Genomic DNA, 25253 nt, shown 5'->3' on the forward strand with positions numbered 1-25253 from the left:
CATCCGGCTGTTTTCCTGGCTCACTTCCCCGGAGCCAGGCAGACGCCGGGTAGGCGCGGATGGGGATCTGGATTAAGAAGCGGCACGCGCTGCCAGCAACCGCACTCCAGGAATCACCCGGACAACGAAAGGACGCAGGCATGACGGACCCTGACCAGTCGAAGCCCACGTCCAAACGCCATGTACCGGTCCTCAAGGACCGGTGCATCACTTTGTTGGCACCAGGGTTCGAGGCGGCGCGCAGCCGCGGAGAGACCCCCGTGGTCATTGACGCCACCCTGGGCATGGGCGGCCATGCGGAGGCCATGCTGCAGCGGTTTCCGGACCTGCACCTGATCGGCATCGACCGTGACGAGGAAGCCCTGGCCCTCGCGGGGGAGCGGCTCCGGCCCTTCGCCGGCCGGATCGACCTTGTGCACGCCGTGTACGACGAAATCCCCGACATCCTTGTGGACCTCGGCTTCGCGGAGGTCCACGGGGTCCTGATGGACCTCGGGGTCTCCTCGCTCCAGCTGGACGAGCGGGAACGCGGCTTCGCCTACTCCTTCGACGCCCCGCTGGACATGCGCATGGACACGAGCCGCGGCCAGACCGCCGCCGACGTCGTCAACAACTACAGCGAAGAGGACCTGGTCAGGATCATCCGGAAATGGGGCGAGGAGAAGTTCGCTGGCCGCATCGCCAACCGGATCGTCACCGCACGCGCCGGGAAGCCCTTCACGACAACGGGGGAACTCGTCGATCAGATCCGCGATGTAGTCCCCTCCGGCGCCGCGAAATCGGGCGGACATCCGGCGAAGCGCACCTTCCAGGCACTCCGGATCGAGGTCAACGAAGAACTCGATGTCCTGGAACGCGCCATCCCCGCGGCCATCAACGCCATCGCCGTCGGCGGCCGCGTCGTCGTCATGTCGTACCACTCGCTGGAAGACAAAATCGTCAAGGGCTTCTTCCAGGCAGGATCCAAATCCTCCGCACCGCTCGGCTTCCCCGTGGAACTCGAAGAGCATAAGGCTGAGCTGAAAACCCTGACGAAGGGCACCGAAGTGCCCTCCGCCGCCGAAATCGCCGAAAACCCACGTGCCGCTTCCGCCAGGCTCCGCGCCGTGGAACGCATCAAAACCAGGAGAGCCGCATGAGCACTGCCGCTGTCAACAGCTTCCCCGTTGCCACAGACGCGACAGCCCGAGCCCTGCCCGGGATCACTCCCGGCACCGGCCCCTCCCGGAAAGCGCGCACCCCGCTCTCCCTGGTCCGGTCAACCCCGCAGAAGCGCCGTGCGCCCTTCGTTGTCCTCTGTTTTGGCCTCCTCGCAGTAGCCCTGATGGCCGTCCTGGTCCTCAACATCTCCGTTTCCACCGCGCAGTACCAGCTGGTGCAGTTGCGGAGCGAGCAGTCCACGCTGACGAAACAGAACCAGGACCTGACCCAGCAGGTGCAGAACTTTGACGCCCCGCAGAACCTGGCCGCCAAGGCCACCGAGCTGGGCCTGGTGGCTTCCAGCGCCAACGGCCAGATCGACCTGTCCACCCTGACCGTCACGGGCAAAGCCAAACCTGCGGTGAAGGGTGACGCCCCCGGCGCCGTCATTGCCGCTCCGGCCGTGGCCGGACAACTCAGCGTCGTTCCGCCGGCCACCGTGAAGGAGCCACTCGCGAACCGCAAACCCGAAGCCGCCCCAGCCGAGGCCGCCGCGCCTGCGGCCGAGGCCGTGCCGGTCCCGCCGGCCGTACCGGCGGTTGAACTCCACGGAGGCTCCGTTCCCGCCCCCGCGCAGAAGGTTCCGGGACAGTAACGCAGAACGGACCACCAGCCAGGCAAGAAGCAAGGAAACATCGTGGCGCAGAACACCGGCAAGGCACGCAAGGCGAAAGCGCCGAGCGCGACCCGGCGGCTGCGGCTGGGCCTCGGCGTCATGCTGACGCTCCTGCTCGTCGTAGGCGGAAAACTCTTCCTGGTCCAGGGCCTCGACGTCGGCGGCATGGCCGAAGCCGCCCTCCAGAACCGGCTCACGCCCATTGAACTGCCCGCCGAGCGCGGCAGCATCCTGGACACCAACGGCACTGTCCTGGCCAGCAGCGTGATCCGCTACAACCTCGTTGTCGACCAGACCGTCAACACCAAGACCGAGGAGTTCCGCCGGCTGGAGCAGGTGGACGGCAACGAAGAGCTCGTCAAGGTCTCCCGGGACCGGGGCATCAGCGAACTCGCAACGGTGCTCGGAATGGCCAAGGACACCCTTAAGGACGCACTGACGGGGGACCAGCGCTACTACATCGTGGCCAAGGACCTGAAGCCCGACGTCGAGGACCGCATCGCCAAGCTCCAGATCCCGGGCATCGTCACAGAAGGCACCAGCAAGCGGGTGTACCCCAACGGCTCGGTGGCCGGCGGGATCGTCGGCTTCCTGAAGGACGGCGCTACAGGCCAGGCCGGCCTCGAGCAGACCCAGGACGGGATCCTCAGGGGAACCGCGGGCAAACGGCTCTTCGAGATCGGCGCAGACGGGCTGCGCATCCCGGTCGGCGTCGACCAGCTGACCCCGGCCGTCAACGGCAAGGACATCAAGCTCACCCTGAACTCGGACCTCCAGTACTTCGCCCAGCAGGCCATCCAGAGCCAGCGGGACAAAATGAACGCCGAGTGGGGCGTCGTCATCGTCCAGGACATCAAGACCGGTGACATCATCGCTATGGCGGACACGAACTCCCCGGACCCCAACGACCCGGGCAAGTCCGATGCCCAGGACCGCGGCGTGCGGGCCGTGACGGCGGCCTACGAACCGGGATCGGTGCAGAAGATGATCACGGCCGCCGCCCTGATCGAGGAAGGCAAGTCATTCCCGCTGGACAAGTTCACCGTCCCGTCCTCGTACACCGTGGACGGGCAGACGTTCAGCGATGCCTTCTCGCACGGCACCGAGGACCGGACCCTGGCCGGCATTCTTGGCTGGTCGATGAACACCGGCACGGTCATGGCCGGCCAGCGGCTCAGCAAGGAGCAGCGCTACGACTGGCTCAAGAAGTTCGGCATCGGGGAGGCGCCGGACATCGGACTGCCAGCCGAGGCCACGGGCATCCTGACCCCCCACGAGCAATGGGACGGCCGCCAGCAGTACACCGTCCTGTTCGGCCAGGGCGTCTCGCAGTCCACGCTCCAGACCGTCCGTGCCTTTCAAAGCGTCGGCAACAACGGGGTGATGCTCCAGCCGCGGCTGATCGACAGCTACATCAACCCGGACGGCACCGAGGAAAAGGTGCAGGCCCAGCCTCCGCGGCAGATAGTCAGCCCGGACACCGCCCGGCAGGTGCGGGACATTCTCGAGAGCGCCGTCACGGAGGGCCGGATCAAGGAAGCCGGCCTGGACGGCTACCGGGTCGGGGCGAAGACAGGCACCTCGCAGTCGCCCTGTGACGACGGCACCGCCGGCTTCTGCGGCTTCACGGCGTCGATGGTGGGGATGGCGCCGATGGACGATCCACGGTTTATTGTTGAAGTGGTCCTGCAACGGCCCAAGGGCGATATCTACGGCATCTCGAACGGACCGGTCTTCCGGTCCGTGATGAGCCAGGCGCTGCGGACGTACAATGTCCCGCCGTCCACCGGAGAACCCGTCCGGCTGCCGCAGTACGTCAAGTAGCACCCGCGCGGGAACGACCAGCACGCACGTCCGCCACCAACCTGTACCGGGAAACTGATCCTGCCGGCCGGAGCAATCCTCCGTGTGCAGCGCCAGATCCACCAGCACCACCAACGGAGATTCACGTGTCAGACCAGAATGCCCCCGGCGCTTCCGCCGCGCCGTCCGGCCCGGGGTCCGCCCCGGGCTTCCGGCCCACTGCGGTAGCCGCCGTGCCGCTGGCCACCATCGGCGAGGCGATCGGCGTTATTGTCCCCGGGGCGTCCGGCTCCGTCGCCGTCACCGGGATCTCCTTGAATTCCCGCGCCGTCCAGCCCGGCGACCTCTACGTCGCCCTGCCCGGCGCGAGCCGGCACGGGGCCGACTTCGTCCCGCAGGCCCTGGCGGCCGGAGCGGCCGCCGTGCTGACCGACGACGCCGGCGCACGCCTGCTGGCGTTCTCCCACGACATCGCCGTGCCGGTGCTGCTGGCCGAGGAACCCCGCAGCCTCGTCGGCAGGCTGTCCGCCCTGATCTACCGGAGCCGGCCGCAGGATGAGCCCGCTCCGGCCCTCTACGGCGTCACGGGCACCAACGGCAAGACCACCACCACCTACTTCATCAACGCCCTGCTGCAGGCCCTCGGGCAGAAGACAGGACTTATCGGCACCATCGAGATCCTGGCCGGCGGGGAGCCGATCCCCAGCCTCCTCACCACCCCGGAGTCCACCGACGTCCACGCCCTGCTGGCCCTGATGCGCGAACGCCGCCTCGACGCCGCCTCGATGGAGGTCTCCTCGCACGCCGTCGCCTTCCACCGCGTGGACGGGGTCGGGTTCGACGTCGCCGGCTTCACCAACCTCACCCAGGACCACCTCGACCTGCACGGCAGCATGGACGAGTACTTTCAGACCAAGGCGCGGCTCTTTACCCCCGGGCGGGCCCGGAGCGCCGTCGTGACGGTCGACGACGACTGGGGCGTGAAGCTCGCCGCAGCCGCCGGCATCCCGGTGACCACACTGGCCACGCACGTCACCGGCGGGGTGACCGGGATGCCCGCGGACTGGACGGTCCTCCATCCGGTCCCGCGCGGCCTCGGCACGGTCTTCACCCTCCGCCACCGCGACGGCTCGGAACTGCGCGTCCACACCGGGCTGCCCGGAAGCTTCAATGTGGCCAACGCCGCGCTGGCCACCGTCATGGTGCTCGCGGGCGGCCACGATGCCTCCGCGGTCCAGGCCGCCCTCAACGCCGGCGACCCCTTCACCGTCGCCGTCCCCGGCCGCATGCAGCTCGTCTCCACCGCACCCGCCGCGGTGGTCGACTTTGCGCACAACCCCGACGCCCTGGCCCGCGCACTGGAGGCCGTCCGCTCCCCGGAACCGGGGTCCCGTGTGATCATCGTCTTTGGCGCCACCGGACAGCGGGACCAGGGCAAGCGCCCCGCCATGGGTGCCATCGCCGCGCGCCTCGCCGACATCGTCATTGTCAGCGACGACGACCCGCACGACGAGGACGCCGCTGCGATCCGCGCCGACGTCCTGGCGGGCGCGCTTCAGGCCAAGGAACACGAGGGCCTGGACTGCAGCATCCTCGAGGTCTTTCCCCGCGATGCCGCCATCCGCAGGGCCGCGGAACTCGCAGGTCCGGCCGACACCATCCTCGTCGCGGGACGCGGACACGAAATTTGGCAGGAAGTCAAGGGCGTCAACCTCGCCCTGGACGACAGGGTGGAGCTCCGCTCTGCTTTGACAGCTCGGGGATTCACCGTTCTCGAAGACCAGCGGATAGAGTCCTAAACCGAGATGATTGCATTTACTGCGGCGGAAATCGCCGACATAACCAACGGCCGGCTGGCCGCCGAACCGGGGATCACCCCCGGCTCCGTGGTCACCGACTCCCGGGAAGCCACGCCGGGTTCCCTCTACGTGGCCAAGCCGGGCGAGACGGCCGACGGCCACGACTTCGTCGCCGCTGCCTTCGAACGGGGCGCCGTACTGGCCCTGGTCGAACACGACGTCGTTGACGCCGCCGGCCGCAGCCACCCCGCCATTGTGGTCCAGGACTCGGTCCTCGCGATGGGCGCCCTGGCCGCCGAAACCGTCCGACGGATCCGCGCCAGCCGCGCTGCCGCCGGCGAGCCGCTGACCGTGATTGGCATCACCGGTTCCGCGGGCAAGACCACCACCAAGGACCTGCTGGCCGGGATCCTGGCCGCGGAAGGCAACACCATTGCCCCGCAGGGTTCCTTCAACGGCGAAGTCGGGGTCCCGCTCACCGTCTTCAGGGCCGGGGACGACACCCGCTACCTCGTGATCGAGATGGGCGCCACGGGCGTCGGGCACATCAGCTACCTCGCCGGGATGGTCCGCCCCGATATCGGGGTGGTCCTTGGTGTCGGCACGGCACACGCCGGCGAATTCGGCGGCGTGGACAACATCGCCCTCGCCAAGGGCGAGCTCGTTGAGGCCCTGCCGGCCACCGGCACCGCCGTCCTCAACCTCGACGACGCCCGCGTCGCCGCCATGGCCGCGCGCACCCGGGCCACCGTACTCGGCTGCTCCGCCCGCGACGGCCTGTTCGACGCAGTCGCTGCAAACACAGTCGGAACAAAGCCTGCCGGTGCAGAGCAGGTCACTGCCGGGAACCTCGAGCTGACGGCCGGTGGCAGCCCCGAATTCGACCTGTTCCTGCCGGGCGAAAGCACCGGGTACCACGTCGCCGCCCAGCTGATCGGGGCCCACCACATCACCAACCTGCTGGCAGCGGCGGCAGCGGCCCACGCCGCCGGCGTCCCCGCCGCACGCATCGCGGCCTCGCTGAGCACCCAGACCGCCGCCAGCCGGTGGCGGATGGAACGCACCGAACGGCCCGACGGCGTCACCGTCATCAACGATGCGTACAACGCCAACCCGGAATCCATGCGCGCCGCGCTGCGCACCCTCGCCGACCTCGGCAGGGGCCGCCGGACCTGGGCCGTGCTCGGGGCAATGCTGGAACTGGGCCCCGACTCCATCCGTGAACACATGGCTGTCGGCACCCAGGTGGTCCGGCTCAACATCTCCCGGCTCGTCGTCGTCGGACGCGAGGCCCGGTCGTTGTATGTCTCGGCCGTCAACGAGGGGTCCTGGGGAGACGAATGCGTCTTCGCCGAGACCCCGGAAGAAGCCTACGACCTCCTGCAGGCCGAGCTTGAGCCCGGTGACCTGGTGCTCTTCAAATCCTCCAACAGCATCGGGCTGCGCCACTTGGGCGATCGGATAGCATTACCCCCACAGACCCCCGGGACCGCAGCCGGTCCCGCCGAGGGAAGGGCTGCCGGAAACACTGCCGGAAACACTGCCGGAAACACTGTCGGAACCGCCACTGAAGGGAGTGCGCTGCTGTGATTGCACTGCTGATGGGCGCTGGGCTGGCCCTGCTGTTTTCCTTCCTGGGCACCCCGGTCTTTATCCGCTTCCTGGTCCGCAAGAGCTACGGGCAATTCATCCGGGATGACGGACCCACCACGCACCACACCAAGCGCGGCACCCCCACCATGGGAGGCACCGTCGTGGTCCTGGCGGTGCTCGCCAGCTACGGCATCACGCATCTTGTCATGTGGATGATCAACCCGGCATCTCCGGGCCCGTCCGCCTCGGCCCTGCTGCTGCTGTTCCTCATGGTCGGCATGGGGCTGGTCGGCTTCCTGGATGACTTCATCAAGATCTCCAAGCAGCGGAGCCTGGGCCTGAACGCCAAGGCCAAGCTGATCCTGCAGGCCGCCGTGGGCATCATCTTCGCCGTTTTGGCCCTGCAGTTCCCGGACGAGAACGGCGTGACGCCCGCGTCCTACCAGATCTCCCTGGTCCGCGATATCCCGTGGCTCAACCTGGCCTTCGCCGGCACCCTCATCGGCGCCATCCTCTTCGTGCTGTGGTCGAACCTGATCATTACCGCCGCCACCAACGGCGTGAACCTCACGGACGGCCTCGACGGCCTCGCCGCCGGTGCCTCGATCATGGTCTTCGGTGCCTACACCCTGATGGGGATCTGGCAGAGCAACCAGGCCTGCGGTTCGCCGCGGCAGGCCGGCTCCGGCTGCTACACCGTCCGCGACCCGCTGGACCTGGCCCTGCTCGCCGCCATCCTCAGCGCGGCGCTGGTCGGTTTCCTGTGGTGGAACACCTCACCGGCCAAGATCTTCATGGGAGACACCGGTTCGCTGGCAATCGGCGGCGCCGTCGCCGGCTTCGCCATCCTGTCCCGGACCGAACTGCTGCTCGCCTTCATCGGCGGCCTCTTCGTCCTGATCACGCTCTCGGTGATCATCCAGGTCGGCTACTTCAAGATCACCAAGGGCAAACGGTTCTTCAAGATGGCCCCGCTCCAGCACCACTTTGAACTCAAAGGCTGGGCCGAGGTCACCGTCGTCGTCCGTTTCTGGATTCTGTGCGGACTCTTCGTCGCCGCCGGGATGGGCATCTTCTACGCCGAATGGGTGGTACTCCTGTGACCGGTCCGATTCCCGTACCCCTCACCGACTCACCCAGGCTTCATGACCTTCTCAGCTGGGACTCCGACTGGGCAGGGCTGCGGGTCGTCGTCACCGGCATCGGGATCTCCGGCTTCGCCGCCGCCGACACGCTGATCGAGCTCGGCGCCCGCGTGGTCGTGGTGGACGCCGCCACCGGCCCCACAGCACAGGCCCAGGCGGACACCCTCCGGATCGTCGGCGCCGCGGACGTCCTGCTGGGCGAGGACGCCGTGGAGACCGTTCCCAAAATCGACGGTGCCAGGCCGGACCTGATCGTCACCTCCCCGGGCTGGCGGCCCGACCAGGCACTTCTTGCCGCCGCGGCCCGGGCCCACATCCCGGTCTGGGGCGACGTCGAACTCGCGTGGCGCCTCCGCGAACGCAAGGGCCGCAAAACCGCCGACTGGCTGACCATCACCGGCACCAACGGCAAGACCACCACCGTCGGGCTGACCGAGTCGATGCTGCAGGCGGCCGGGCTCAAGGCCATCGCCGTCGGCAACGTCGGCACACCGATCCTGGACGCCCTGCGCGATCCGGTGGACTACGACGTCTTCGCCGTCGAGCTCTCCAGCTTCCAGCTGCACTGGTCAGACTCCGTCTCACCGGTGGCGAGCGTCTGCCTCAACGTCGCCGAGGACCACGTCGACTGGCATGGCTCCTATGCCTCCTACCTGGCGGACAAGGCCAAGATCTACGAACACACCCAGAAGGCGTGCATCTACAACGCCGAGCAGATCGAAACCGAACGCATGGTCGAGGACGCCGACGTCGTCGAAGGCTGCCGTGCGGTGGCGTTCACCACGCTCACGCCGGCCGTCAGCATGCTCGGCGTCGTCGAAGGACTCCTGGTGGACCGCGCCTTCATCGCCGGGCGCAAGGACAGCGCGGCCGAACTGGCCTCGGTGTCGGACCTCGGCCCGGCGGCTCCGCGCCACATGGTGGCCAATGCCCTGGCCGCCGCTGCCCTCGTCCGGGCCTACGGCGTCGAGCCGGCCGCCGTCCGCAAAGGCCTGCTGAACTACCTGCCCGGGGACCACCGCATCCAGCTGGTCGCCCGCCACGACGGTGTCCTCTGGGTCAACGACTCCAAAGCCACCAACCCGCATGCCGCCGCCGCCTCGCTCTCCGCGTTCGAGAACGTCGTCTGGATAGCAGGCGGACTGTCCAAGGGCGTCAACTATGAGCCGCTGGTCCAGGAGCACGCCCGGCGGCTCAAGGCCGTGGTCCTGATCGGGGCCGACTCCAGCGATCTGCGCTCCGCGCTGCAGCGACACGCACCCGATGTCCCCGTGATCGTTGCGGGGAAGGGCGAAAATGAAGAGGTGCAGTCTGCCGGGACGGCCGGCGCCGTGGCAGGACCCCCGCCGGTTTCCGGTGGGACTGTGATGGCCCGGGCCGTTGCGTCGGCGGCGCAGCTGGCCGCCCCGGGGGACACCGTGCTCCTGGCCCCGGCGGCAGCATCCATGGATCAGTTCTCTTCCTACGCTCACCGCGGCAACGCCTTCATCGAAGCTGTCCGCGAGCTCGTGGAAAAGCAGGCTCAGACCAGCGAGGAGTAACAATGGTCAGCACGCCCACACGTCACCCCGCGGCCGCACCGGCCGCACCCAAGGCACGCGGCGCGAAGTCACCGGCAGCGAAAGCAGCAGCGCCCGGGGCAGCAGCAGGCCCGCAGGCGGCCGCCCGGAAAGTCCAGGGCTGGTACCGGGCATTCTGGTCCGCCCTGGAGGGAACCGGGAAGTCCCGCAACGGCTCCACCTACTACCTGATCCTGGGATCCACCCTCGCGCTCACGGCCATCGGCATCATGATGGTGCTTTCCGCATCCAGCGTCGAATCCATCGCGGCAGGGGAGTCCCCCTACACCGCCGCCCTCAAACAGGGGATGTTCGCCGGGATCGGCCTGTTCGGCATGTTTGTGCTCTCGCGGGTCAATGTCGTCTGGCTCAAGCGCGGCGCCTGGATCGCCATTCTGGTGGCGTTCGTGCTGCTGGTGCTCGTGCTGCTCGTCGGCCGCAGCGCCCTCGGCAACCAGAACTGGATCGACATCGGACCCTTCACCTTCCAGCCCTCCGAGGCGTCCAAGCTGGCGCTTGCCCTGTGGATGGCCACGGTCCTGGACCGCAAGGCCAAGCTGCTGTCCCAGGCCAAGCATGCCCTGATCCCCGTCGTGCTCCCGGGCGCCGCCGGAGTGATCGTGCTCATCCTCCTGGGCAACGACCTCGGCACCGCCATGATCGTCATGATGATCACGGCCGCCGCCCTGTTCTTCGCCGGAGTGCGGCTGTACCTGTTCGGCATCGCCGGGATCGTCCTCGCCGCGGGCACCGCCGTGCTGGCCATTACGAGCCCCAACCGTATGTGCCGCATCCTGTCCTGGTCCGGGCAGACCTGCGCGGACGGCTCCGACCTGAACTACCAGTCCACCAACGGCCTCTACGGGCTCGCCTCCGGGGGATGGTTCGGTGTGGGGCTGGGCCAAAGCCGGCAGAAGTACAGCTGGATCCCGGAAGCCCACAACGACTTCATCTTCGCCATCATCGGCGAGGAGCTCGGACTCGTCGGCACCTTCGTGGTGCTCGTTCTCTTCGCCATTCTCGGCACCGCCATCTACCGCGTTGTGGTGGCCCAGAAGGACATGTTCCACCGGGTCCTGGCCGGCACCATCATGGTCTGGCTGCTCGGGCAGGCGACGGTCAACATGGCCGTGGTCACCGGGCTGGCGCCCGTGGTGGGAATCCCGCTCCCGTTCATTTCCTACGGCGGCTCGGCGCTGCTTATGTCGTTGTGCGCCATCGGCGTCGTCTTGTCACTGGCCCGGGCCCAGATGGCACCCGGCCTGCAGCCGGAGCGGCTGTTCAGGTTCGGCCCGTCCGGACTTGCGGTGTCCCTGCGGAAGCGGACCGCGGCGCGCGCCGCAGACGCGAAACCCGCCAAACCCGCCAAACCCGGAAACCCGGCCAAACCCGGAAACCCGGCCAAACCCGGAAACCCAGCCAAACCCGGCAATGATCCGGCGGCCAGGGCCGCCTGGCCCCGAAAGGCCACCTCCGCAACACCGGAAACCGGACCGCCGGATGCCGGACCACGGACCGCAAGAACGCCCGCCCCCGGCAATCCCGCACGAAAGCGTAAATAGGCCTCCATGAACCCCGAGTCATCTTTGTCCGTCGTCCTCGCCGGCGGCGGAACAGCCGGGCACATCAGCCCGCTCCTGGCCATCGCGAACGCACTCCGGGAGGCCCGCCCCGGTGTGCGGCTCCTGGCCGTCGGAACACCCGGCGGGATGGAAGCCCGGCTGGTCCCGGCCGCTGGGCTGGACCTTGCCACCGTCAGCCGGGTCCCCTTCCCGCGCAGACCCTCAATGGACCTGCTGCGGCTCCCCGGCCGGCTGGCCGGCGCGGTGAAACAGGCCGGTGTCATCCTTGACGAGGCCAAAGCGGACGTCCTGGTCGGCGTCGGCGGCTACGTCTGCACACCGATGTACCTCGCCGCCTGGCGCCGGAAGATCCCCATCGTCATCCACGAGGCGAACGCCCGCCCGGGACTGGCGAACCGCGTGGGCGCCCGGCTGGGCGGACACGTCGCCGTGGCCTTTGCCGCCACCAGGCTGGGCGCCTCCCGGCACGTCGGCATGCCGATGCGGCAGGAAATCTCCGGCCTTGACCGGACCGCAGCCCGGACCGCGGCCCGGGCAGCCCTCGGCCTGGACCCGGACCGTCCGGCCCTCATTGTCACCGGCGGCTCCTCGGGCGCCCAAAGCATCAACCGCACCATCGCCGCATCGGCCGGCCTCCTCTCGGAGGCCGGCATCCAGACCCTGCACCTCACCGGGCGCGGCAAGGCGGTCCACGACGCCGACGGCAAGCCGCTCGCGGCACCCGGCTACCAGCAGCGCGAGTACGTCGACGGCATGGAAACTGTGTACGCCGCGGCAGACCTGCTGCTGGCCCGCTCCGGGGCTGCGACGGTCTGCGAGGTCGCCGCCGTCGGCCTGCCCGCCGTCTTCGTTCCACTGCCGATCGGCAACGGCGAACAGGCGCTCAACGCCGCCGGACTCGTCGCAGCGGGAGGTGCCCTGCTGGTGGGGGACAGCACGTTTTCGCCCGGCTGGGTCCGCGAGCACATCATCCCGCTGCTCCAGGACCCCGACAGGCTCGCCCGGATGGCGGCCAGCGCCGAAAAGCTCGGCATCCGCGACGCTGACCGCCGCATGGCCGGCCTCGTCCTCGAAACGGCGGCCCCGGTATCCGCGAAGCAGTTGAACGCCCGGTCGTCAAAAGCCCCGTCGTTGAAAGCAAAGCCCTCGAAGCAGCACAGCAGGAAGCGGTAACGGAATGAGACAGCCCGAACACCAGCACGCCCCCGCGGCGGCCCGCTCCGGGGAAGACCTCGGCCGGGTGCACTTCATCGGCATCGGCGGCGTCGGGATGTCCGCCGTGGCCCGCATCCTGGTGGCCCGCGGCCTGCCGGTCAGCGGCTCCGACGCCAAGGACCTGCCGGTCATGGCGGACCTGGCCGCCGCCGGCGCCCGGATCTGCGTCGGCTACGATGCTGCCCATCTGGGCGACGCGCAAAGCGTGGTCGCCGGTTCAGCCATCCGTCCGGACAATCCCGAACTGGTCGCGGCCCGGGCCGCCGGACTGCCCGTGCTGCACCGCTCCGAGGCCCTGGCGGCCGCGATGGCAGAGGACACCGCCGTCACCGTGGCAGGCACCCATGGCAAATCCACCACGACGTCGATGATCACCGTCCTCCTGCAGGGCGCCGGCCTGGACCCGTCCTTCGCCATCGGCGCGAACGTCCCGGCGCTGGGCGTGAACGCCGCCAGCGGCAGCTCGCCGGTCTTCGTCGCGGAAGCCGACGAATCCGACGGCTCCTTCCTGAACTACCGCCCGCAGATCGCCGTCGTGACCAACGTGGAGCCGGACCACCTCGACTACTACGGCACCGCCGAGGCCGTCTACGCCTCCTTCGACCGCTTCGCCGCCCTGCTCCCGGCCGACGGCGTGCTGGTTGCCTGCGCGGACGACGCCGGCGCCCGGGCCCTTGCCATGCGGACCCTGGAGCGCGGCAACACACGCGTCGTGCTCTACGGCACCGGCGATGACGCCCAGATTGTGCTGCACGACGGCGGCCCGGGGGACGTCGCGATCACCACCCCCGCCGGCCGATTCCCCCTCGAGCTGCACGTTCCCGGGCGGCATAACGCCCTGAACGCGGCGGCCGCCTTCGCCGTCGCCCTGGAACTCGGAGTGGACCCCGGGCTGGCCGCCGCGGCCCTGGCCCGCTTCACGGGGGCGTCCCGGCGCTTCGAATTCAAGGGCTCGGGCCGCGGGGTCCGGGTCTTCGACGACTACGCCCACCACCCCACCGAAGTGCGGGCAGCCCTGTCCGCAGCCCGGTCGGTGGCCGGGGGCCACAAGCTGCACGTCCTCTTCCAGCCGCACCTGTTCTCCCGGACCCGGGAATTCGCCGAAGAGTTCGCCGCGGCGCTCAACACCGCCGACACCGCACTGGTCCTGGACATCTACCCCGCCCGCGAAGATCCGATTCCGGGCGTCAGCAGCCAGCTGATCACGGCGCACCTTGGCGCCGGCGGCCGGCTCGTCGGACCGGGTGAGGCGGTGCAGTCCGTCGTCTCCGCCGCGGCGCCGGGGGACATTGTGCTCACGGTCGGAGCCGGCGACGTCACCGACTACGGGCCGCTGATCGTCGCGGCCCTGAACAGGGGTGTCCACAGTGCCTAGCACCCGCCGCCCCGGCTACAAGGCGGGCCCACGCCGGCCCTCCGCTGCGCGCGGGGAGCCGGGGTCTTCCGACGTCATCTCCGCCTCCAAGGACAGCCCGGCAAACGGCGCCGCCACCGCACCGGCGGCCCAGCCGGGCCGGGACAACGTGCTGTCCTTCCCGGAACCCAAATCCAGACGCCGCAGGCGCATCCTGCAGGGCACCATCGCGGCCCTGGCGGTGCTGGTCGCGGGCATCCTTGCCGCCGCCGTCTACTCGCCGGTCCTCGCCCTCCAGAGCGTCACCGTGGAGGGGACCAAGCTGCTGACGCCGGACCAGGTCCGGACGGCCCTCGCGCCGCTGCAGGGCAAACCGCTGCCACAGATCAGCGACAACGACGTGACAGCCCTCCTGCAGCCGTTCCTCCAGATCAAGAAGGTCACCACCGAGGCCCGCCCGCCGTCGACGCTGCAGGTCACGGTGACCGAACGCGTGCCGGTGGCTTTGCTCAAACAGGGCGAGGCACACCAGCTGGTCGACGTCGACGGTGTGAAGCTCAGCGACACCGCCGACCCGGAGTCCGTTCCGCTTCCGGTCATTGACGGCGGAGACGGCACCCTGCCCAAGGACCTGTTCCAGGCGATCACCGAAGTCCTGGGGGCCCTGCCTGCCGATGTGCTGGCCAGGCTCTCGAACGCCTCGGCGAAGTCAGTGGACGCCGTTGAGCTCAAGCTCGTGGACGGCCAGACGATTGTCTGGGGCAACGCGGGGGAGAAGGAGCTCAAGGCAAAGGTCCTCGAGGCCTTGTTGAAGGCGCCCGCGGACCCAAAAAATCCGGTGCGGATCTACGATGTCAGCGTGCCGCGGCACCCGGTCACCCGATAGCCGCCGATCACTTACCGGGCTATTTCACCGGGAATACCGCGACACGCGGCGCCGGTATTTGAATGTCCCCGGCATAGGAAATACCGTCAGAACATGAGTTACTTGACATAACTATAACCCTCAACTCGAAGGTTAAGGTTCAATGCTTCAAGCCCGACTCCATCAGTTTTCGCAATAGAACACGAACAAGGGACACGTAACGTGGCAGCTCCGCAGAATTACTTGGCCGTCATCAAGGTCGTCGGCATCGGCGGCGGTGGCGTGAACGCAGTCAACCGCATGATCGAGGTCGGTCTTCGAGGCGTCGAATTCATCGCCGTCAACACCGACGCGCAGGCATTATTGATGTCCGATGCAGACGTCAAGCTGGACATCGGGCGTGAGTTGACGCGCGGCCTGGGAGCCGGTGCAAACCCGGACGTCGGCCGGCAGGCTGCCGAAGACCACGCCGAGGAAATCGAAGAAGTCATGCGCGGCGCGGACATGGTCTTCGTCACCGCCGGCGAGGGTGGCGGCACCGGCACCGGCGGCGCGCCCGTCGTCGCCCGCATCGCCCGATCGCTCGGCGCGCTGACCATCGGCGTGGTCACCCGCCCCTTCACCTTCGAAGGCCGCCGCCGAGCCGGCTCCGCCGAAGCCGGCATCGACGCCCTCCGCGACGAAGTCGACACCCTGATCGTCATCCCGAACGACCGCCTGCTCTCCATCAGCGACCGCAACGTCTCTGTGCTTGACGCGTTCCGTTCCGCCGACCAGGTCCTGCTCTCCGGCGTCCAGGGCATCACCGACCTGATCACGACCCCGGGCCTGATCAACCTCGACTTCGCCGACGTCAAGTCCGTGATGCAGGGCGCCGGCTCGGCACTGATGGGCATCGGCTCGGCCCGCGGCGAAGACCGCGCGGTCAAGGCTGCGGAACTCGCCATCGCCTCCCCGCTGCTGGAGGCATCAATCGACGGAGCCCACGGCGTGCTGCTGTCCATCCAGGGCGGCTCGGACCTCGGACTCTTCGAAATCAACGAGGCTGCCCGCCTGGTCCAGGAAGTCGCCCACCCCGAGGCCAACATCATCTTCGGTGCGGTCATCGACGACGCCCTCGGCGACGAGGCCCGTGTCACGGTCATCGCGGCCGGCTTCGACGACGTCAAGGCCACCTCGCCGTCCATGGACCAGTCCCTTCCGCAGTCGGCGCCGCAGCGTCCGGCAGCGCCGGTTGCAGCCCCGTCCCAGGCTCCGGCCTCGGCCCGGGTCCAGCCGCTGCACGCCACGGTCGGCGCCTCCGGTTACGGCGGCTGGGGCCAGCAGCGCCCGTCCGCGGTCCCGGCAGACTCCGGCTTCGACGTGGACCTGCCCTCCGTCGTGGAGCCGGACCTGTCCGGCCGCCGCTCCGACGACCTGGATGTCCCTGACTTCCTGAAGTAGATCCTGAAGCACCATGGCACTGCCGGATGGCAGTGCCATGGTGCTTTCTCGTAGGATCGAAGTTCTGCAAACAAGTTGGGGCGGTGTTCTGAGTGTTCTCGTGGCAGGCGGAAGTCCGGCCCGGCGTGTGGGTGGCTTTCACCGACGCTGCCGCCGGCAACCTTGCGCTCCATGTCGGCGACGACCCTGCCGAGGTCGGGCGCAGGCGCCGGAGGATAGAAGCGGCGCTCGGACTCGCCGGCCGGCCCTTCCAGTACATGAACCAGGTCCACGGCAACGACGTCGCCGGCATTGGCGCCGCCACGGCGGCCGGCTCTGGTGCCCGGGCTGCCGGCGCCCCGACTGCCGGCGCCCCGACTGCCGACGCCATGGTGTCGTTCGGCGAACCTCTGGCCGTGATGGTGGCGGACTGTGTGCCGATTGTCCTGGTGGGGGACAGGGCCGGCGGGAAAGCACCCGTCCTCGCGGTGGTGCACGCCGGACGTCCCGGGGTCGCGTCCGGCGTCGTTCCGGCGGCGGTGGCGCGCATGCACGAGCTGGGCGCGGCGGGGCTGGGCGCCTGGATCGGCCCGTCCGTCTGCGGGCGCTGCTACGAGGTCCCCGCGGACATGCGCGAGAACGTGGCCGCCCGGGTTCCCGCCGCCCGGTCCACCACCTCCCGCGGTACCCCTGGCCTGGACCTGCCGGCCGCCGTCCGCAGCCAGCTGCAGGACGCCGGCGTCAGGGTCGAATACTCCGGGGGCTGCACCCTGGAAGACAACAACCTGTTCTCCTACCGCCGTGACCGGAACACCGGACGTTTCGCGGGACTTGTGTGGACCGGCGCCGGGCACTTCGGCGGGGACCCGCAGGGCGAACGCACATGAGTGGATGAGCGAATGACTGAACACGAGCCCGCACCCGGGCAGGATGATCCCCGGCTGGACCAGCTCCGCGAGCGGCTGTCAGCCGTCCGGCAGCGCATCGACACCGCCGTCGCAGCAGCCGGCCGGCAGGAACGGCCGCCCCAACTGATTGTGGTCACCAAATTCCACCCCGCCGACGACGTCCGGCGGCTCGCCGCGCTCGGCATCACCGACGTCGGCGAGAACCGGGACCAGGAGGCCGCGGAGAAGGCCGCCGCACTGGCCGGGCTGCAGCTCCGCTGGCACTTCATAGGCCAGCTCCAGAGCAACAAGGCCAAGTCCGTCGTCAAATACGCCCACTCCGTGCACTCCGTGGACCGGCCGCAGCTGGCCGGTGCCCTGGCCAAGGCCATGGCCGCCGAACAGGGACGAACCGGGCGGGCGCCGCTGGAGTGCTTCATCCAGGTCAGCCTCGACGACGACGCGGGCGCCCACCGCGGCGGCGCCCTTCCGGCAGAGGTTCCGGCGCTGGCGGACCAGCTGGCCGCCGCGGAGGGACTCCGCCTGGCCGGCGTGATGGCGGTCGCCCCCTTCGGCGCGGATCCGGTCCCGGCATTCGAGAAGCTCGCGGAGCTTTCCGCCCGCCTGGCCGCTGTCCATCCCGGCGCCACGGGCATCTCCGCTGGCATGAGCCAGGACCTGGAACAGGCCGTCCGGTTCGGGGCGACACACCTACGCGTTGGCTCCGATATTCTCGGTCCGCGTCCGGCGTTGGGGTAGGTTCAACGTATTGGAAGGTAACGGCGGGAATTCCAAGGCTGCTCAGTCACCGATGGCCCGCTGACGGACACGATTAGGAGTCGACCATGGCAGGCGCTCTGCGCAAGACAATGATCTATCTTGGGCTCGCCGATGGCGACGACCACTATGAGTCCGAGCACCAAACATCACACAAGGATGAGGACAATTCCATGGATCGTGACCGCGAGGAACGTCGTGCACCGGCGCCTGTCCGCGAGGTCCCCAAGGAAGAGCCCTACGCCGCTGAAGAGGAATATCGCGCACCTGTGACACCCATCAAGCGAGCGGCATCGAGCCGTGAAGAGCACACCGGACTCCGCCAGATCACCACGATCCACCCGCGGTCCTACAATGACGCCAAACTCATCGGTGAAAGCTTCAGGGACGGCATCCCCGTCATCATGAACGTCACAGACATGGGTGAAGCAGATGCCAAGCGACTCGTCGACTTTTCCGCCGGGCTGGTCTTTGGCCTCCGCGGCAGCATCGAGCGGGTCACCAGCAAGGTCTTCCTGCTGTCGCCGTCGTACGTTGAAGTCATCGGCGATGACAAGAAGGTCAGCGAGACGCAGGCGGCCTTCTTCAACCAGAGCTAGTTCGGGAATTCCAACGGATGCCAGGCAAGGACACCTTGTCTGGCATCCTTGCTGAATTATCCGTGTTGAAATAGAGGCGTAACTATCAAGAGGACACTGCGGTATCCGGAATGAACACGGAGATATGAGTTAACTCATGGGAATTGTTTTCGGACTTGTCTATATCGCCCTGCTGCTGTTCTTTGTTGCCCTCATCATCCGGCTGGTCTTTGACTGGGTGCAGATGTTTGCGCGGAGCTGGCGGCCGCGCGGCGCGGCCCTCGTCACCGCACACGCGGTGTATTCGGTCACGGACAGGCCGCTCAAGCTGCTCCGGCGGCTCATCCCGCCGCTGCGGCTGGGCGGAATATCCCTGGACCTCGGCTTCCTGCTGCTCTTTGTGGCAGTCACCATTGCCATGTCGGTCGCCAAGTTCCTGGTGTTCTCCCAGCCCATCGTGGCGTAGCCGGGCCGCTGACCTTGTTCACAGCCACCAACGGATAGAAACGCCGGTTTGACACTGCGGTGTTGAATTGGAGTAACCAGACCATATTTAGGTACCGTAGTTTGACGGCCGAAAGGCCTACTGACTAACTAGACCAACGAGGTGACCAGATGGCTTTGACGCCAGAAGACGTTGTCAACAAGCGCTTTCAGCCGACCAAGTTCCGCGAAGGCTACGACCAGGATGAAGTTGATGACTTCCTGGACGAGATCGTCGTCGAACTGCGACGCCTGAACCAGGAGAACGAGGAGCTTCGCAAGAAGCTCGCCGAACTCGGCGCCGGCACGCCTGCCAGCTCCGCCGCCGCGGCTCCCGTCGTGGAAAAGGTTCCGGCACCCGTCAAGGCCGACAAGGAAGACCGCACCAAGGCAGAAGCCGAGGCCAAGACCGCTGACGCTGCCAGGACCGCCGACGCTGCCAGGACTGCCGACGCTGACACGACGAAGGAAGCCGGGCAGGCAGCCGCCCCCGCGCCCACCGTGGCCACCCCGGCAGCCGAGTCCGCTGCAGGCCTGCTGGCCATGGCGCAGCAGATGCACGACAATCACGTCGCCGACGGTGAGCAGAAGCGCGGCAAGATCATCGCCGAAGCGCAGATCGAGGCCAGCAGCCTCGTCAACGACGCACAGGAGAAGTCCCGCAAGATCCTCGGCGCCCTTGAGCAGCAGCGCTCCGTGCTGGAACGCAAGGTCGAGCAGCTCCGCGGCTTCGAGCGTGACTACCGTTCACGCCTGAAGGCCTACATCGAAGGCCAGCTGCGTGACCTGGATGCCCGCGGCTCCGTCGCGGCCCCTGAGGTCGAAGCCAACAGCTAGGGCGACAAGCAAGTATTCTGAAAGCCGGTGGCTGAGGATTCCTCGGCTGCCGGCTTCCGGCATTAACCTCCGGTCACCCGGCGGCTGTGACCAAGCACCCAGCTCCCAGTCCCCGCACTGGCCCGCGAACGAAAGCCTTATGACTGACGCACCATCACCCGACGCCACGCAGCCCGCTGAGCCGGCCCACACGGTCCCCACCAGGCCTCGGCCGCGGCGTGCACTGCTGCTGTCCGTCTTCTTTGGCCTGGCGGTGTTCGCCTACGTCTTCGACCAGCTGACCAAACTGTGGGTTACCGGGAACATGACCGAGGGGGAGAGGATCCCCGTGCTGCCCCCGCTGCTGCACTGGTACTACATCCGCAACTCCGGCGCTGCCTTCTCGATCGGCGAGAACATCACATGGGTGTTCACCATCATCATGACAGTGGTCTCCATCGCCATCCTGTTGCAGCTTCGCAAGCTGGGGTCGCTCTGGTGGGCCCTGGCGCTCGGGTTGCTGCTCGGCGGCGCGCTTGGCAACCTCACGGACCGGCTGTTCCGCGAGCCCTCGTTTGCCATGGGCCATGTCGTGGATTTTATCCAGCTCCCCAACTTCGCGATCTTCAACATCGCCGACTCGGCCGTGGTGTCCTCCGTGGTGATCATCTGCCTGCTGACGCTGCGCGGGATCTCCCTGGACGGGTCCCACCTGACGAAGGACCCAGTAAAACATGACTCCTGAGCACACTGCGCCGGAACACCATACGCCCGAGGACCTGGCACCGGAGGACCTGGCACCGGAGGACCTGGCCCCGGCCGGGGCCCGGTCGGAGGACATCCTGCCCGAAGAGATCGACGACGTCGACGCCGGCGACGTGGCCGCCTCGGCTGCGGCCGCGTCATCCTTTCGCTTCGTGGTGCCGGACGAACTCGCGGGATGCCGGGTGGATGCCGGGCTGGCGAAACTCATGGACATTTCCCGCTCACAGGCCGCCGCACTGATCGCGGAGGGCAACGTCGTCAGCAAGGACAAAGCGGTCGGAAAGTCGCTCAAGCTTGCCCCCGGCGCCGTGCTCGACGTCACCGTCCCGGCACGCCGGGACCCCCTGGAAATTGTGGAGGAAGTAGTGGAAGGCCTGTTCATCCTGCTGGACGATGACGAGTTCGTCGTCATCGACAAACCGGTCGGCGTGGCCGCGCATCCCTCACCCGGCTGGGTGGGACCCACGGTCGTGGGCGGCCTGGCCGGTCTCGGCTACCGGATCACCACGTCCGGCTCCCCGGAACGCAAGGGCATCGTCCACCGGCTCGACGTCGGGACGTCCGGTGTGATGGTGGTCGCCAAGACCGAAGAGGCGTACACCGCGCTCAAGCGTGCCTTCAAGGAACGCACCGTGGACAAGGTCTACCACGCTGTGGTCCAGGGCCTTCCGGATCCGCTGGCCGGCACCATTGACGCGCCGATTGGCCGCCACCCGGGCCATGACTGGCGTTTCGCCGTGATCGAGGACGGCCGGGACTCCATCACGCACTACGAGGTTCTTGAGGCATTCGGGAAGGCCTCGCTCGTGGAAGTCCACCTCGAGACCGGCCGCACCCACCAGATCCGGGTCCATTTCGCCGCGCTGCGCCACCCCTGCGCCGGAGACCTGACCTACGGCGCGGACCCGCGCCTGGCCGCCACGCTGGGACTCACCCGGCAGTGGCTGCACGCCCGGCAGTTGGGCTTCGACCACCCCCGGACGGGGGAACGCGTCACGGTGACCAGCGAGTACCCGCAGGACCTGCGGTACGCGCTGGAGGTCCTGGAGTCCGGAGAGGCCTGACAGGCCGGCCGCCGCCCGATGTGTCCTGGCCAATCGGGCGGCGGCCGGAGTGCCGCGCCGAAAGGTCGGTGCGCGGCACTAGAATGGTCCGGTGACTTCCAGCAACGACTCGTTTGTCCATCTCCACAACCACACTGAGTACTCGATGCTGGACGGCGCCGCCCGGCTGGGGGAGCTGTTCGACGAAACCGAGCGGCTGGGCATGCCGGCCCTGGCCACCACGGACCACGGCTACCTGTTCGGCGCCTTCGACTTCTGGAAACGGGCCACGGACCAGGGCATCAAGCCGATCATCGGCGTCGAGGCCTATGTCACGCCGGGCACGGCGCGCACGGACAAGACCCGCGTCCGCTGGGGCGAGGAGAGCCAGCGCAAGGATGACATCTCCGGCGGCGGCGCCTACACCCACATGACGCTGCTCAGCTACAACAACGTGGGCATGCGGAACTTGTTCCGTGCCTCGTCGATCGCCTCCCTGGACTCGGTCTTCGGCAAGTGGCCCCGGCTGGACCGCGAGCTGCTGAACACCTACTCCGAAGGCTTGATTGCCACCACCGGCTGCCCGTCCGGTGAGGTCCAGACGAGGCTCCGGCTCGGGCAGTACCGGGAAGCCGTCGAGGCGGCCGCCGAGTTCCGCGACATTTTCGGCGCCGAGAACTACTTCTGCGAACTCATGGACCATGGCCTGGACATCGAGCGGCGCGTCACGGGTGACCTGCTGCGTCTGGCCAAGGAACTGAACCTGCCGCTGGTGGCCACCAACGACCTGCACTACACCCACGAGCACGACGCGAAGGCGCACGAGGCCCTGCTGGCCATCCAGTCAGGCTCCACCCTTCTGGAGCCGACGTACGACAACGGCGGGTCGCGCTTTGCCTTCTCGGGCAGCGGCTACTACCTGAAGTCGCCGCAGGAAATGCGGGAGCTCTTCCGCGACCACCCGGAGGCGTGCGACAACACCCTCCTGATCGCCGAGCGCTGCGAGGTTTCCTTCAACACCGGCGCCAACTACATGCCCCGGTTCCCCTGCCCGGAGGGGGAGGATGAAACGTCCTGGCTGGTTAAGGAAGTCGACAAGGGACTCCAATACCGCTATCCCAAGGGCATCCCGGACAAGGTGCGCACCCAGGCCGACTACGAACTCGGCGTCATCACGTCCATGGGTTTCCCGGGCTACTTCCTCGTGGTGGCCGACTTCATCAACTGGGCCAAGAACAACGGCATCCGGGTGGGTCCGGGACGTGGTTCGGGCGCCGGGTCCATGGTGGCCTACGCCATGCGTATCACCGACCTCGATCCGCTGCACCACGGCCTGATCTTCGAGCGCTTCCTCAACCCGGACCGCGTCTCCATGCCTGACTTCGACGTCGACTTCGATGACCGGCGCCGCTCCGAAGTCATCGACTACGTCACACGCAAATACGGCGACGAACGTGTCGCGATGATCGTCACCTACGGCACCATCAAGACCAAGCAGGCGCTCAAGGACTCCTCGCGCGTGCTGGGCTATCCGTTCAGCATGGGCGAGCAGCTGACCAAGGCCCTTCCGCCGGCCGTGATGGCCAAGGACATCCCGCTGGCGGACATCCAGAACAAGGACTCCAAGCGCTACAGCGAGGCCGGTGACTTCCGGCAGCTGATCGCCACGGACCCGGAAGCCGCCAAGGTGTTCGAAACGGCGCTCGGCATCGAGGGCCTGAAACGCCAGTGGGGCGTCCACGCGGCCGGCGTCATCATGTCCTCGGACCCGATCATCGACGTCATCCCGGTGATGCGCCGTTTCCAGGACGGCCAGGTCATCACCCAGTTCGACTACCCCACGTCCGAGGGCCTCGGACTGATCAAGATGGACTTCCTCGGGCTGCGGAACCTCACGATCATTTCCGACGCCCTCGAGAACATCACGATGAACCGCGGCGAGGAGCTGGACCTGGAGGCACTGGCCCTGGACGACGCCGCGTCCTACGAGCTGCTGGCCCGGGGCGACACCCTGGGTGTGTTCCAGCTCGACGGCGGCCCGATGCGCTCCCTGCTCAAGCTCATGAAGCCTGACAACTTCGAAGACATCTCCGCCGTGCTGGCCCTCTACCGGCCCGGCCCCATGGGCGCCAACGCGCACACCGACTACGCCCTGCGCAAGAACGGCATCCAGGAGGTCATCCCGATCCACCCGGAGCTGGAGGAACCCCTCTCCGAAATCCTTGGTGGCACCTACGGCCTGATCGTGTACCAGGAGCAGGTGATGGCCGTGGCGCAGAAGCTCGCCGGCTACACGCTGGGCCAGGCCGACATCCTGCGCCGCGCCATGGGCAAGAAGAAAAAATCCGAGCTGGACAAGCAGTTCGCCGGGTTCTCCCAGGGCATGCAGGACAACGGCTACTCCATGGCCGCTGTCAAAACCCTCTGGGACATCCTGCTGCCCTTCTCCGACTACGCCTTCAACAAGGCGCACTCGGCCGCCTACGGCGTGATCTCCTACTGGACCGCGTACCTCAAGGCCCACTATGCGCCCGAGTACATGGCCGCCCTGCTCACCAGCGTCGGGGACGACAAGGACAAATCGGCGATCTACCTCAACGAATGCCGGCGCATGGGCATCACCGTGCTGCCGCCGGACGTCAACGAGTCCGCACTGAACTTCACCCCCGTCGGCACCGACATCCGCTTCGGCATGGGGGCCATCCGCAACGTCGGCGTCAACGTCGTCGAAGCCATGGTGGCGGCCCGGGACAAGGAAGGCGCCTACACGTCCTTCAAGGACTACCTGGTGAAGGTCCCGGCCGTGGTGTGCAACAAACGCACGATTGAATCCCTGATCAAGGCCGGCGCGTTCGATTCCCTCGGCCACCACCGGCGCGCCCTGGCCATGATCCATGAAGAAGCGATCGACTCCGTCATCACGCTCAAGCGCAACGAGGCGATCGGCCAGTTCGACCTCTTCGCCGGTTTCGACGAAGCCGAATCCGAGGCCTCGCTGAGCATCGAAATCCCGGACCTTCCCGAATGGGAGAAAAAGGACAAGCTCTCCTTCGAACGGGACATGCTCGGCCTGTACGTCTCCGACCACCCGCTGCAGGGGCTCGAGGGTGTACTGAGCCAGCACGCCGACCAGTCCATCACCTCGCTCATCGCCGAGGACGGCCCGCACGACGGCACCATTGTTACCATCGCCGGCATGATCACCTCACTGAGCCGGCGGATCGCGAAAGCCAGCGGCAACGCCTACGCCCGCGCGGAAATCGAGGACCTGGGCGGATCTGTCGAGGTCATGTTCTTCGGCCAGGTCTACGGACCCATCGCCTCCGTGCTTGCCGAAGACCTGATCGTGGTGGTCAAGGGAAGGCTGCAGCGCCGCGACGACGGCGCCGTCGCCCTCAACTGCATGGAACTGTCCGTCCCGGACCTCAGCGAGGGCCTCAACGGCCCGCTGGTGATCACCATGCAGACCCACAAGGCAACCGAAGCGGTCGTGACCGAGCTCGGAGATGTGCTGCGCACCCACCGCGGCAAGTCCGAAGTCCGGCTGCACCTGCAGGGCGACTCCAGAGTGGAGATCATGGGCCTGCCCGTGCACCTGCGGGTGAACCCCAGCCCCTCACTGTTCGGGGACCTGAAGGTGCTGCTCGGCCCGACCTGCCTGGACAGCTGATATGCAGGGGTTCGCGGTTCCGGGTCAGGCTGCGCAACCTCGAGGTGACAGTTAAGGCCCATGCCGCTCAAAGACATCGG

At 67.7% G+C, this 25253-nt stretch carries 19 protein-coding genes and 1 pseudogene; all 20 read left to right on the forward strand.

The genetic code is table 11. The features are described from left to right. Positions 1 to 140: 140 nt before the first annotated feature. The 20 genes and pseudogenes from rsmH to dnaE all read left to right on the forward strand — a co-directional run bounded on the left by rsmH (position 141) and on the right by dnaE (position 25173). Positions 141 to 1139, forward strand: coding sequence for a 16S rRNA (cytosine(1402)-N(4))-methyltransferase RsmH (gene rsmH, locus ACZYX4_RS10715; RefSeq protein WP_463875662.1), 999 nt, complete (start codon positions 141 to 143; stop codon positions 1137 to 1139). Then, entirely contained in the window at positions 1136 to 1795 is a 660-nt protein-coding gene (ftsL, locus tag ACZYX4_RS10720; protein ID WP_463875664.1) for a cell division protein FtsL, read from the forward strand. The genes rsmH and ftsL overlap by 4 nt, the downstream gene beginning before the upstream one ends. Before the next feature lie 42 nt (positions 1796 to 1837). Next, positions 1838 to 3640, forward strand: a complete 1803-nt coding sequence (locus ACZYX4_RS10725; protein WP_463875666.1) for a peptidoglycan D,D-transpeptidase FtsI family protein — start codon at positions 1838 to 1840, stop codon at positions 3638 to 3640. A 125-nt stretch (positions 3641 to 3765) separates the two neighbouring features. Beyond that, positions 3766 to 5418, forward strand: a complete 1653-nt coding sequence (locus tag ACZYX4_RS10730) for a UDP-N-acetylmuramoyl-L-alanyl-D-glutamate--2,6-diaminopimelate ligase (RefSeq protein WP_463875667.1) — start codon at positions 3766 to 3768, stop codon at positions 5416 to 5418. 6 nt (positions 5419 to 5424) lie between these two features. Continuing rightward, the gene (locus tag ACZYX4_RS10735) at positions 5425 to 7008 is read left to right on the forward strand and encodes a UDP-N-acetylmuramoyl-tripeptide--D-alanyl-D-alanine ligase (protein WP_463875669.1); all 1584 of its coding nucleotides are present in this window, start codon (positions 5425 to 5427) and stop codon (positions 7006 to 7008) included. After that, the gene (gene mraY, locus ACZYX4_RS10740; protein ID WP_463875670.1) at positions 7005 to 8114 is read left to right on the forward strand and encodes a phospho-N-acetylmuramoyl-pentapeptide-transferase; all 1110 of its coding nucleotides are present in this window, start codon (positions 7005 to 7007) and stop codon (positions 8112 to 8114) included. The genes ACZYX4_RS10735 and mraY overlap by 4 nt, the downstream gene beginning before the upstream one ends. Continuing rightward, positions 8096 to 9697: a UDP-N-acetylmuramoyl-L-alanine--D-glutamate ligase gene (gene murD, locus ACZYX4_RS10745; RefSeq protein ID WP_463875672.1), complete on the forward strand. Its 1602-nt coding sequence runs from the start codon at positions 8096 to 8098 to the stop codon at positions 9695 to 9697. The genes mraY and murD overlap by 19 nt, the downstream gene beginning before the upstream one ends. A gap of 2 nt (positions 9698 to 9699) precedes the next feature. Next, positions 9700 to 11043 (forward strand): annotated as a pseudogene (gene ftsW, locus ACZYX4_RS10750) (putative lipid II flippase FtsW); the annotation flags it as partial. Between the two features lie 240 nt (positions 11044 to 11283). Then, entirely contained in the window at positions 11284 to 12471 is a 1188-nt protein-coding gene (gene murG, locus ACZYX4_RS10755; protein ID WP_463875674.1) for an undecaprenyldiphospho-muramoylpentapeptide beta-N-acetylglucosaminyltransferase, read from the forward strand. 4 nt (positions 12472 to 12475) lie between these two features. Next, the gene (gene murC / locus ACZYX4_RS10760) at positions 12476 to 13888 is read left to right on the forward strand and encodes a UDP-N-acetylmuramate--L-alanine ligase (protein ID WP_463875676.1); all 1413 of its coding nucleotides are present in this window, start codon (positions 12476 to 12478) and stop codon (positions 13886 to 13888) included. Then, positions 13881 to 14753 carry a cell division protein FtsQ/DivIB gene (locus ACZYX4_RS10765; RefSeq protein WP_463875678.1) on the forward strand — a complete coding sequence of 291 codons (873 nt, stop codon included), beginning with the start codon at positions 13881 to 13883 and terminating at the stop codon, positions 14751 to 14753. Before murC ends, ACZYX4_RS10765 begins: the two co-directional genes overlap by 8 nt. A 201-nt stretch (positions 14754 to 14954) precedes the next feature. Then, positions 14955 to 16175: a cell division protein FtsZ gene (gene ftsZ / locus ACZYX4_RS10770; RefSeq protein WP_463875679.1), complete on the forward strand. Its 1221-nt coding sequence runs from the start codon at positions 14955 to 14957 to the stop codon at positions 16173 to 16175. Between the two features lie 92 nt (positions 16176 to 16267). Next, on the forward strand, positions 16268 to 17041 hold the full coding sequence (locus tag ACZYX4_RS10775) for a purine nucleoside phosphorylase YfiH/LACC1 family protein (RefSeq protein ID WP_463875681.1): 774 nt from the start codon (positions 16268 to 16270) through the stop codon (positions 17039 to 17041). A gap of 12 nt (positions 17042 to 17053) precedes the next feature. Further along, the gene (locus ACZYX4_RS10780) at positions 17054 to 17800 is read left to right on the forward strand and encodes a YggS family pyridoxal phosphate-dependent enzyme (RefSeq protein ID WP_463875682.1); all 747 of its coding nucleotides are present in this window, start codon (positions 17054 to 17056) and stop codon (positions 17798 to 17800) included. A gap of 86 nt (positions 17801 to 17886) precedes the next feature. After that, entirely contained in the window at positions 17887 to 18417 is a 531-nt protein-coding gene (locus tag ACZYX4_RS10785; RefSeq protein ID WP_463875684.1) for a cell division protein SepF, read from the forward strand. A 136-nt stretch (positions 18418 to 18553) separates the two neighbouring features. Then, a complete protein-coding gene (locus tag ACZYX4_RS10790; protein ID WP_463875685.1) occupies positions 18554 to 18862 on the forward strand; it encodes a YggT family protein in 309 nt (102 codons plus the stop codon). 149 nt (positions 18863 to 19011) lie between these two features. After that, positions 19012 to 19716, forward strand: a complete 705-nt coding sequence (locus tag ACZYX4_RS10795) for a DivIVA domain-containing protein (protein ID WP_463875686.1) — start codon at positions 19012 to 19014, stop codon at positions 19714 to 19716. Positions 19717 to 19855: 139 nt separating this feature from the next. Next, complete coding sequence (lspA, locus tag ACZYX4_RS10800) at positions 19856 to 20440, forward strand: signal peptidase II (protein ID WP_463875687.1); 585 nt, start codon at positions 19856 to 19858, stop codon at positions 20438 to 20440. Further along, positions 20430 to 21524 carry an RluA family pseudouridine synthase gene (locus tag ACZYX4_RS10805; RefSeq protein WP_463875689.1) on the forward strand — a complete coding sequence of 365 codons (1095 nt, stop codon included), beginning with the start codon at positions 20430 to 20432 and terminating at the stop codon, positions 21522 to 21524. The genes lspA and ACZYX4_RS10805 overlap by 11 nt, the downstream gene beginning before the upstream one ends. 91 nt (positions 21525 to 21615) lie before the next feature. After that, positions 21616 to 25173, forward strand: coding sequence for a DNA polymerase III subunit alpha (gene dnaE, locus ACZYX4_RS10810; RefSeq protein ID WP_463875691.1), 3558 nt, complete (start codon positions 21616 to 21618; stop codon positions 25171 to 25173). Positions 25174 to 25253: the final 80 nt, after the last annotated feature.

It is taken from the genome of Pseudarthrobacter leeuwenhoeki (genome assembly GCF_055412885.1).

What these genes read in the sequence shown, in the direction of transcription:
- rsmH (WP_463875662.1), top strand. Translation starts at nt 141, where the DNA reads ATGACGGACCCTGACCAGTCGAAGCCCACGTCCAAACGCCATGTACCG.
- murD (WP_463875672.1), top strand. Translation starts at nt 8,096, where the DNA reads ATGGGTGGTACTCCTGTGACCGGTCCGATTCCCGTACCCCTCACCGAC.
- ACZYX4_RS10805 (WP_463875689.1), top strand. Translation starts at nt 20,430, where the DNA reads ATGACTCCTGAGCACACTGCGCCGGAACACCATACGCCCGAGGACCTG.
- ACZYX4_RS10795 (WP_463875686.1), top strand. Translation starts at nt 19,012, where the DNA reads ATGGCTTTGACGCCAGAAGACGTTGTCAACAAGCGCTTTCAGCCGACC.
- murG (WP_463875674.1), top strand. Translation starts at nt 11,284, where the DNA reads ATGAACCCCGAGTCATCTTTGTCCGTCGTCCTCGCCGGCGGCGGAACA.
- ACZYX4_RS10790 (WP_463875685.1), top strand. Translation starts at nt 18,554, where the DNA reads ATGGGAATTGTTTTCGGACTTGTCTATATCGCCCTGCTGCTGTTCTTT.
- lspA (WP_463875687.1), top strand. Translation starts at nt 19,856, where the DNA reads ATGACTGACGCACCATCACCCGACGCCACGCAGCCCGCTGAGCCGGCC.
- ftsL (WP_463875664.1), top strand. Translation starts at nt 1,136, where the DNA reads ATGAGCACTGCCGCTGTCAACAGCTTCCCCGTTGCCACAGACGCGACA.
- ACZYX4_RS10785 (WP_463875684.1), top strand. Translation starts at nt 17,887, where the DNA reads ATGGCAGGCGCTCTGCGCAAGACAATGATCTATCTTGGGCTCGCCGAT.
- ACZYX4_RS10780 (WP_463875682.1), top strand. Translation starts at nt 17,054, where the DNA reads ATGACTGAACACGAGCCCGCACCCGGGCAGGATGATCCCCGGCTGGAC.
- murC (WP_463875676.1), top strand. Translation starts at nt 12,476, where the DNA reads ATGAGACAGCCCGAACACCAGCACGCCCCCGCGGCGGCCCGCTCCGGG.
- ACZYX4_RS10735 (WP_463875669.1), top strand. Translation starts at nt 5,425, where the DNA reads ATGATTGCATTTACTGCGGCGGAAATCGCCGACATAACCAACGGCCGG.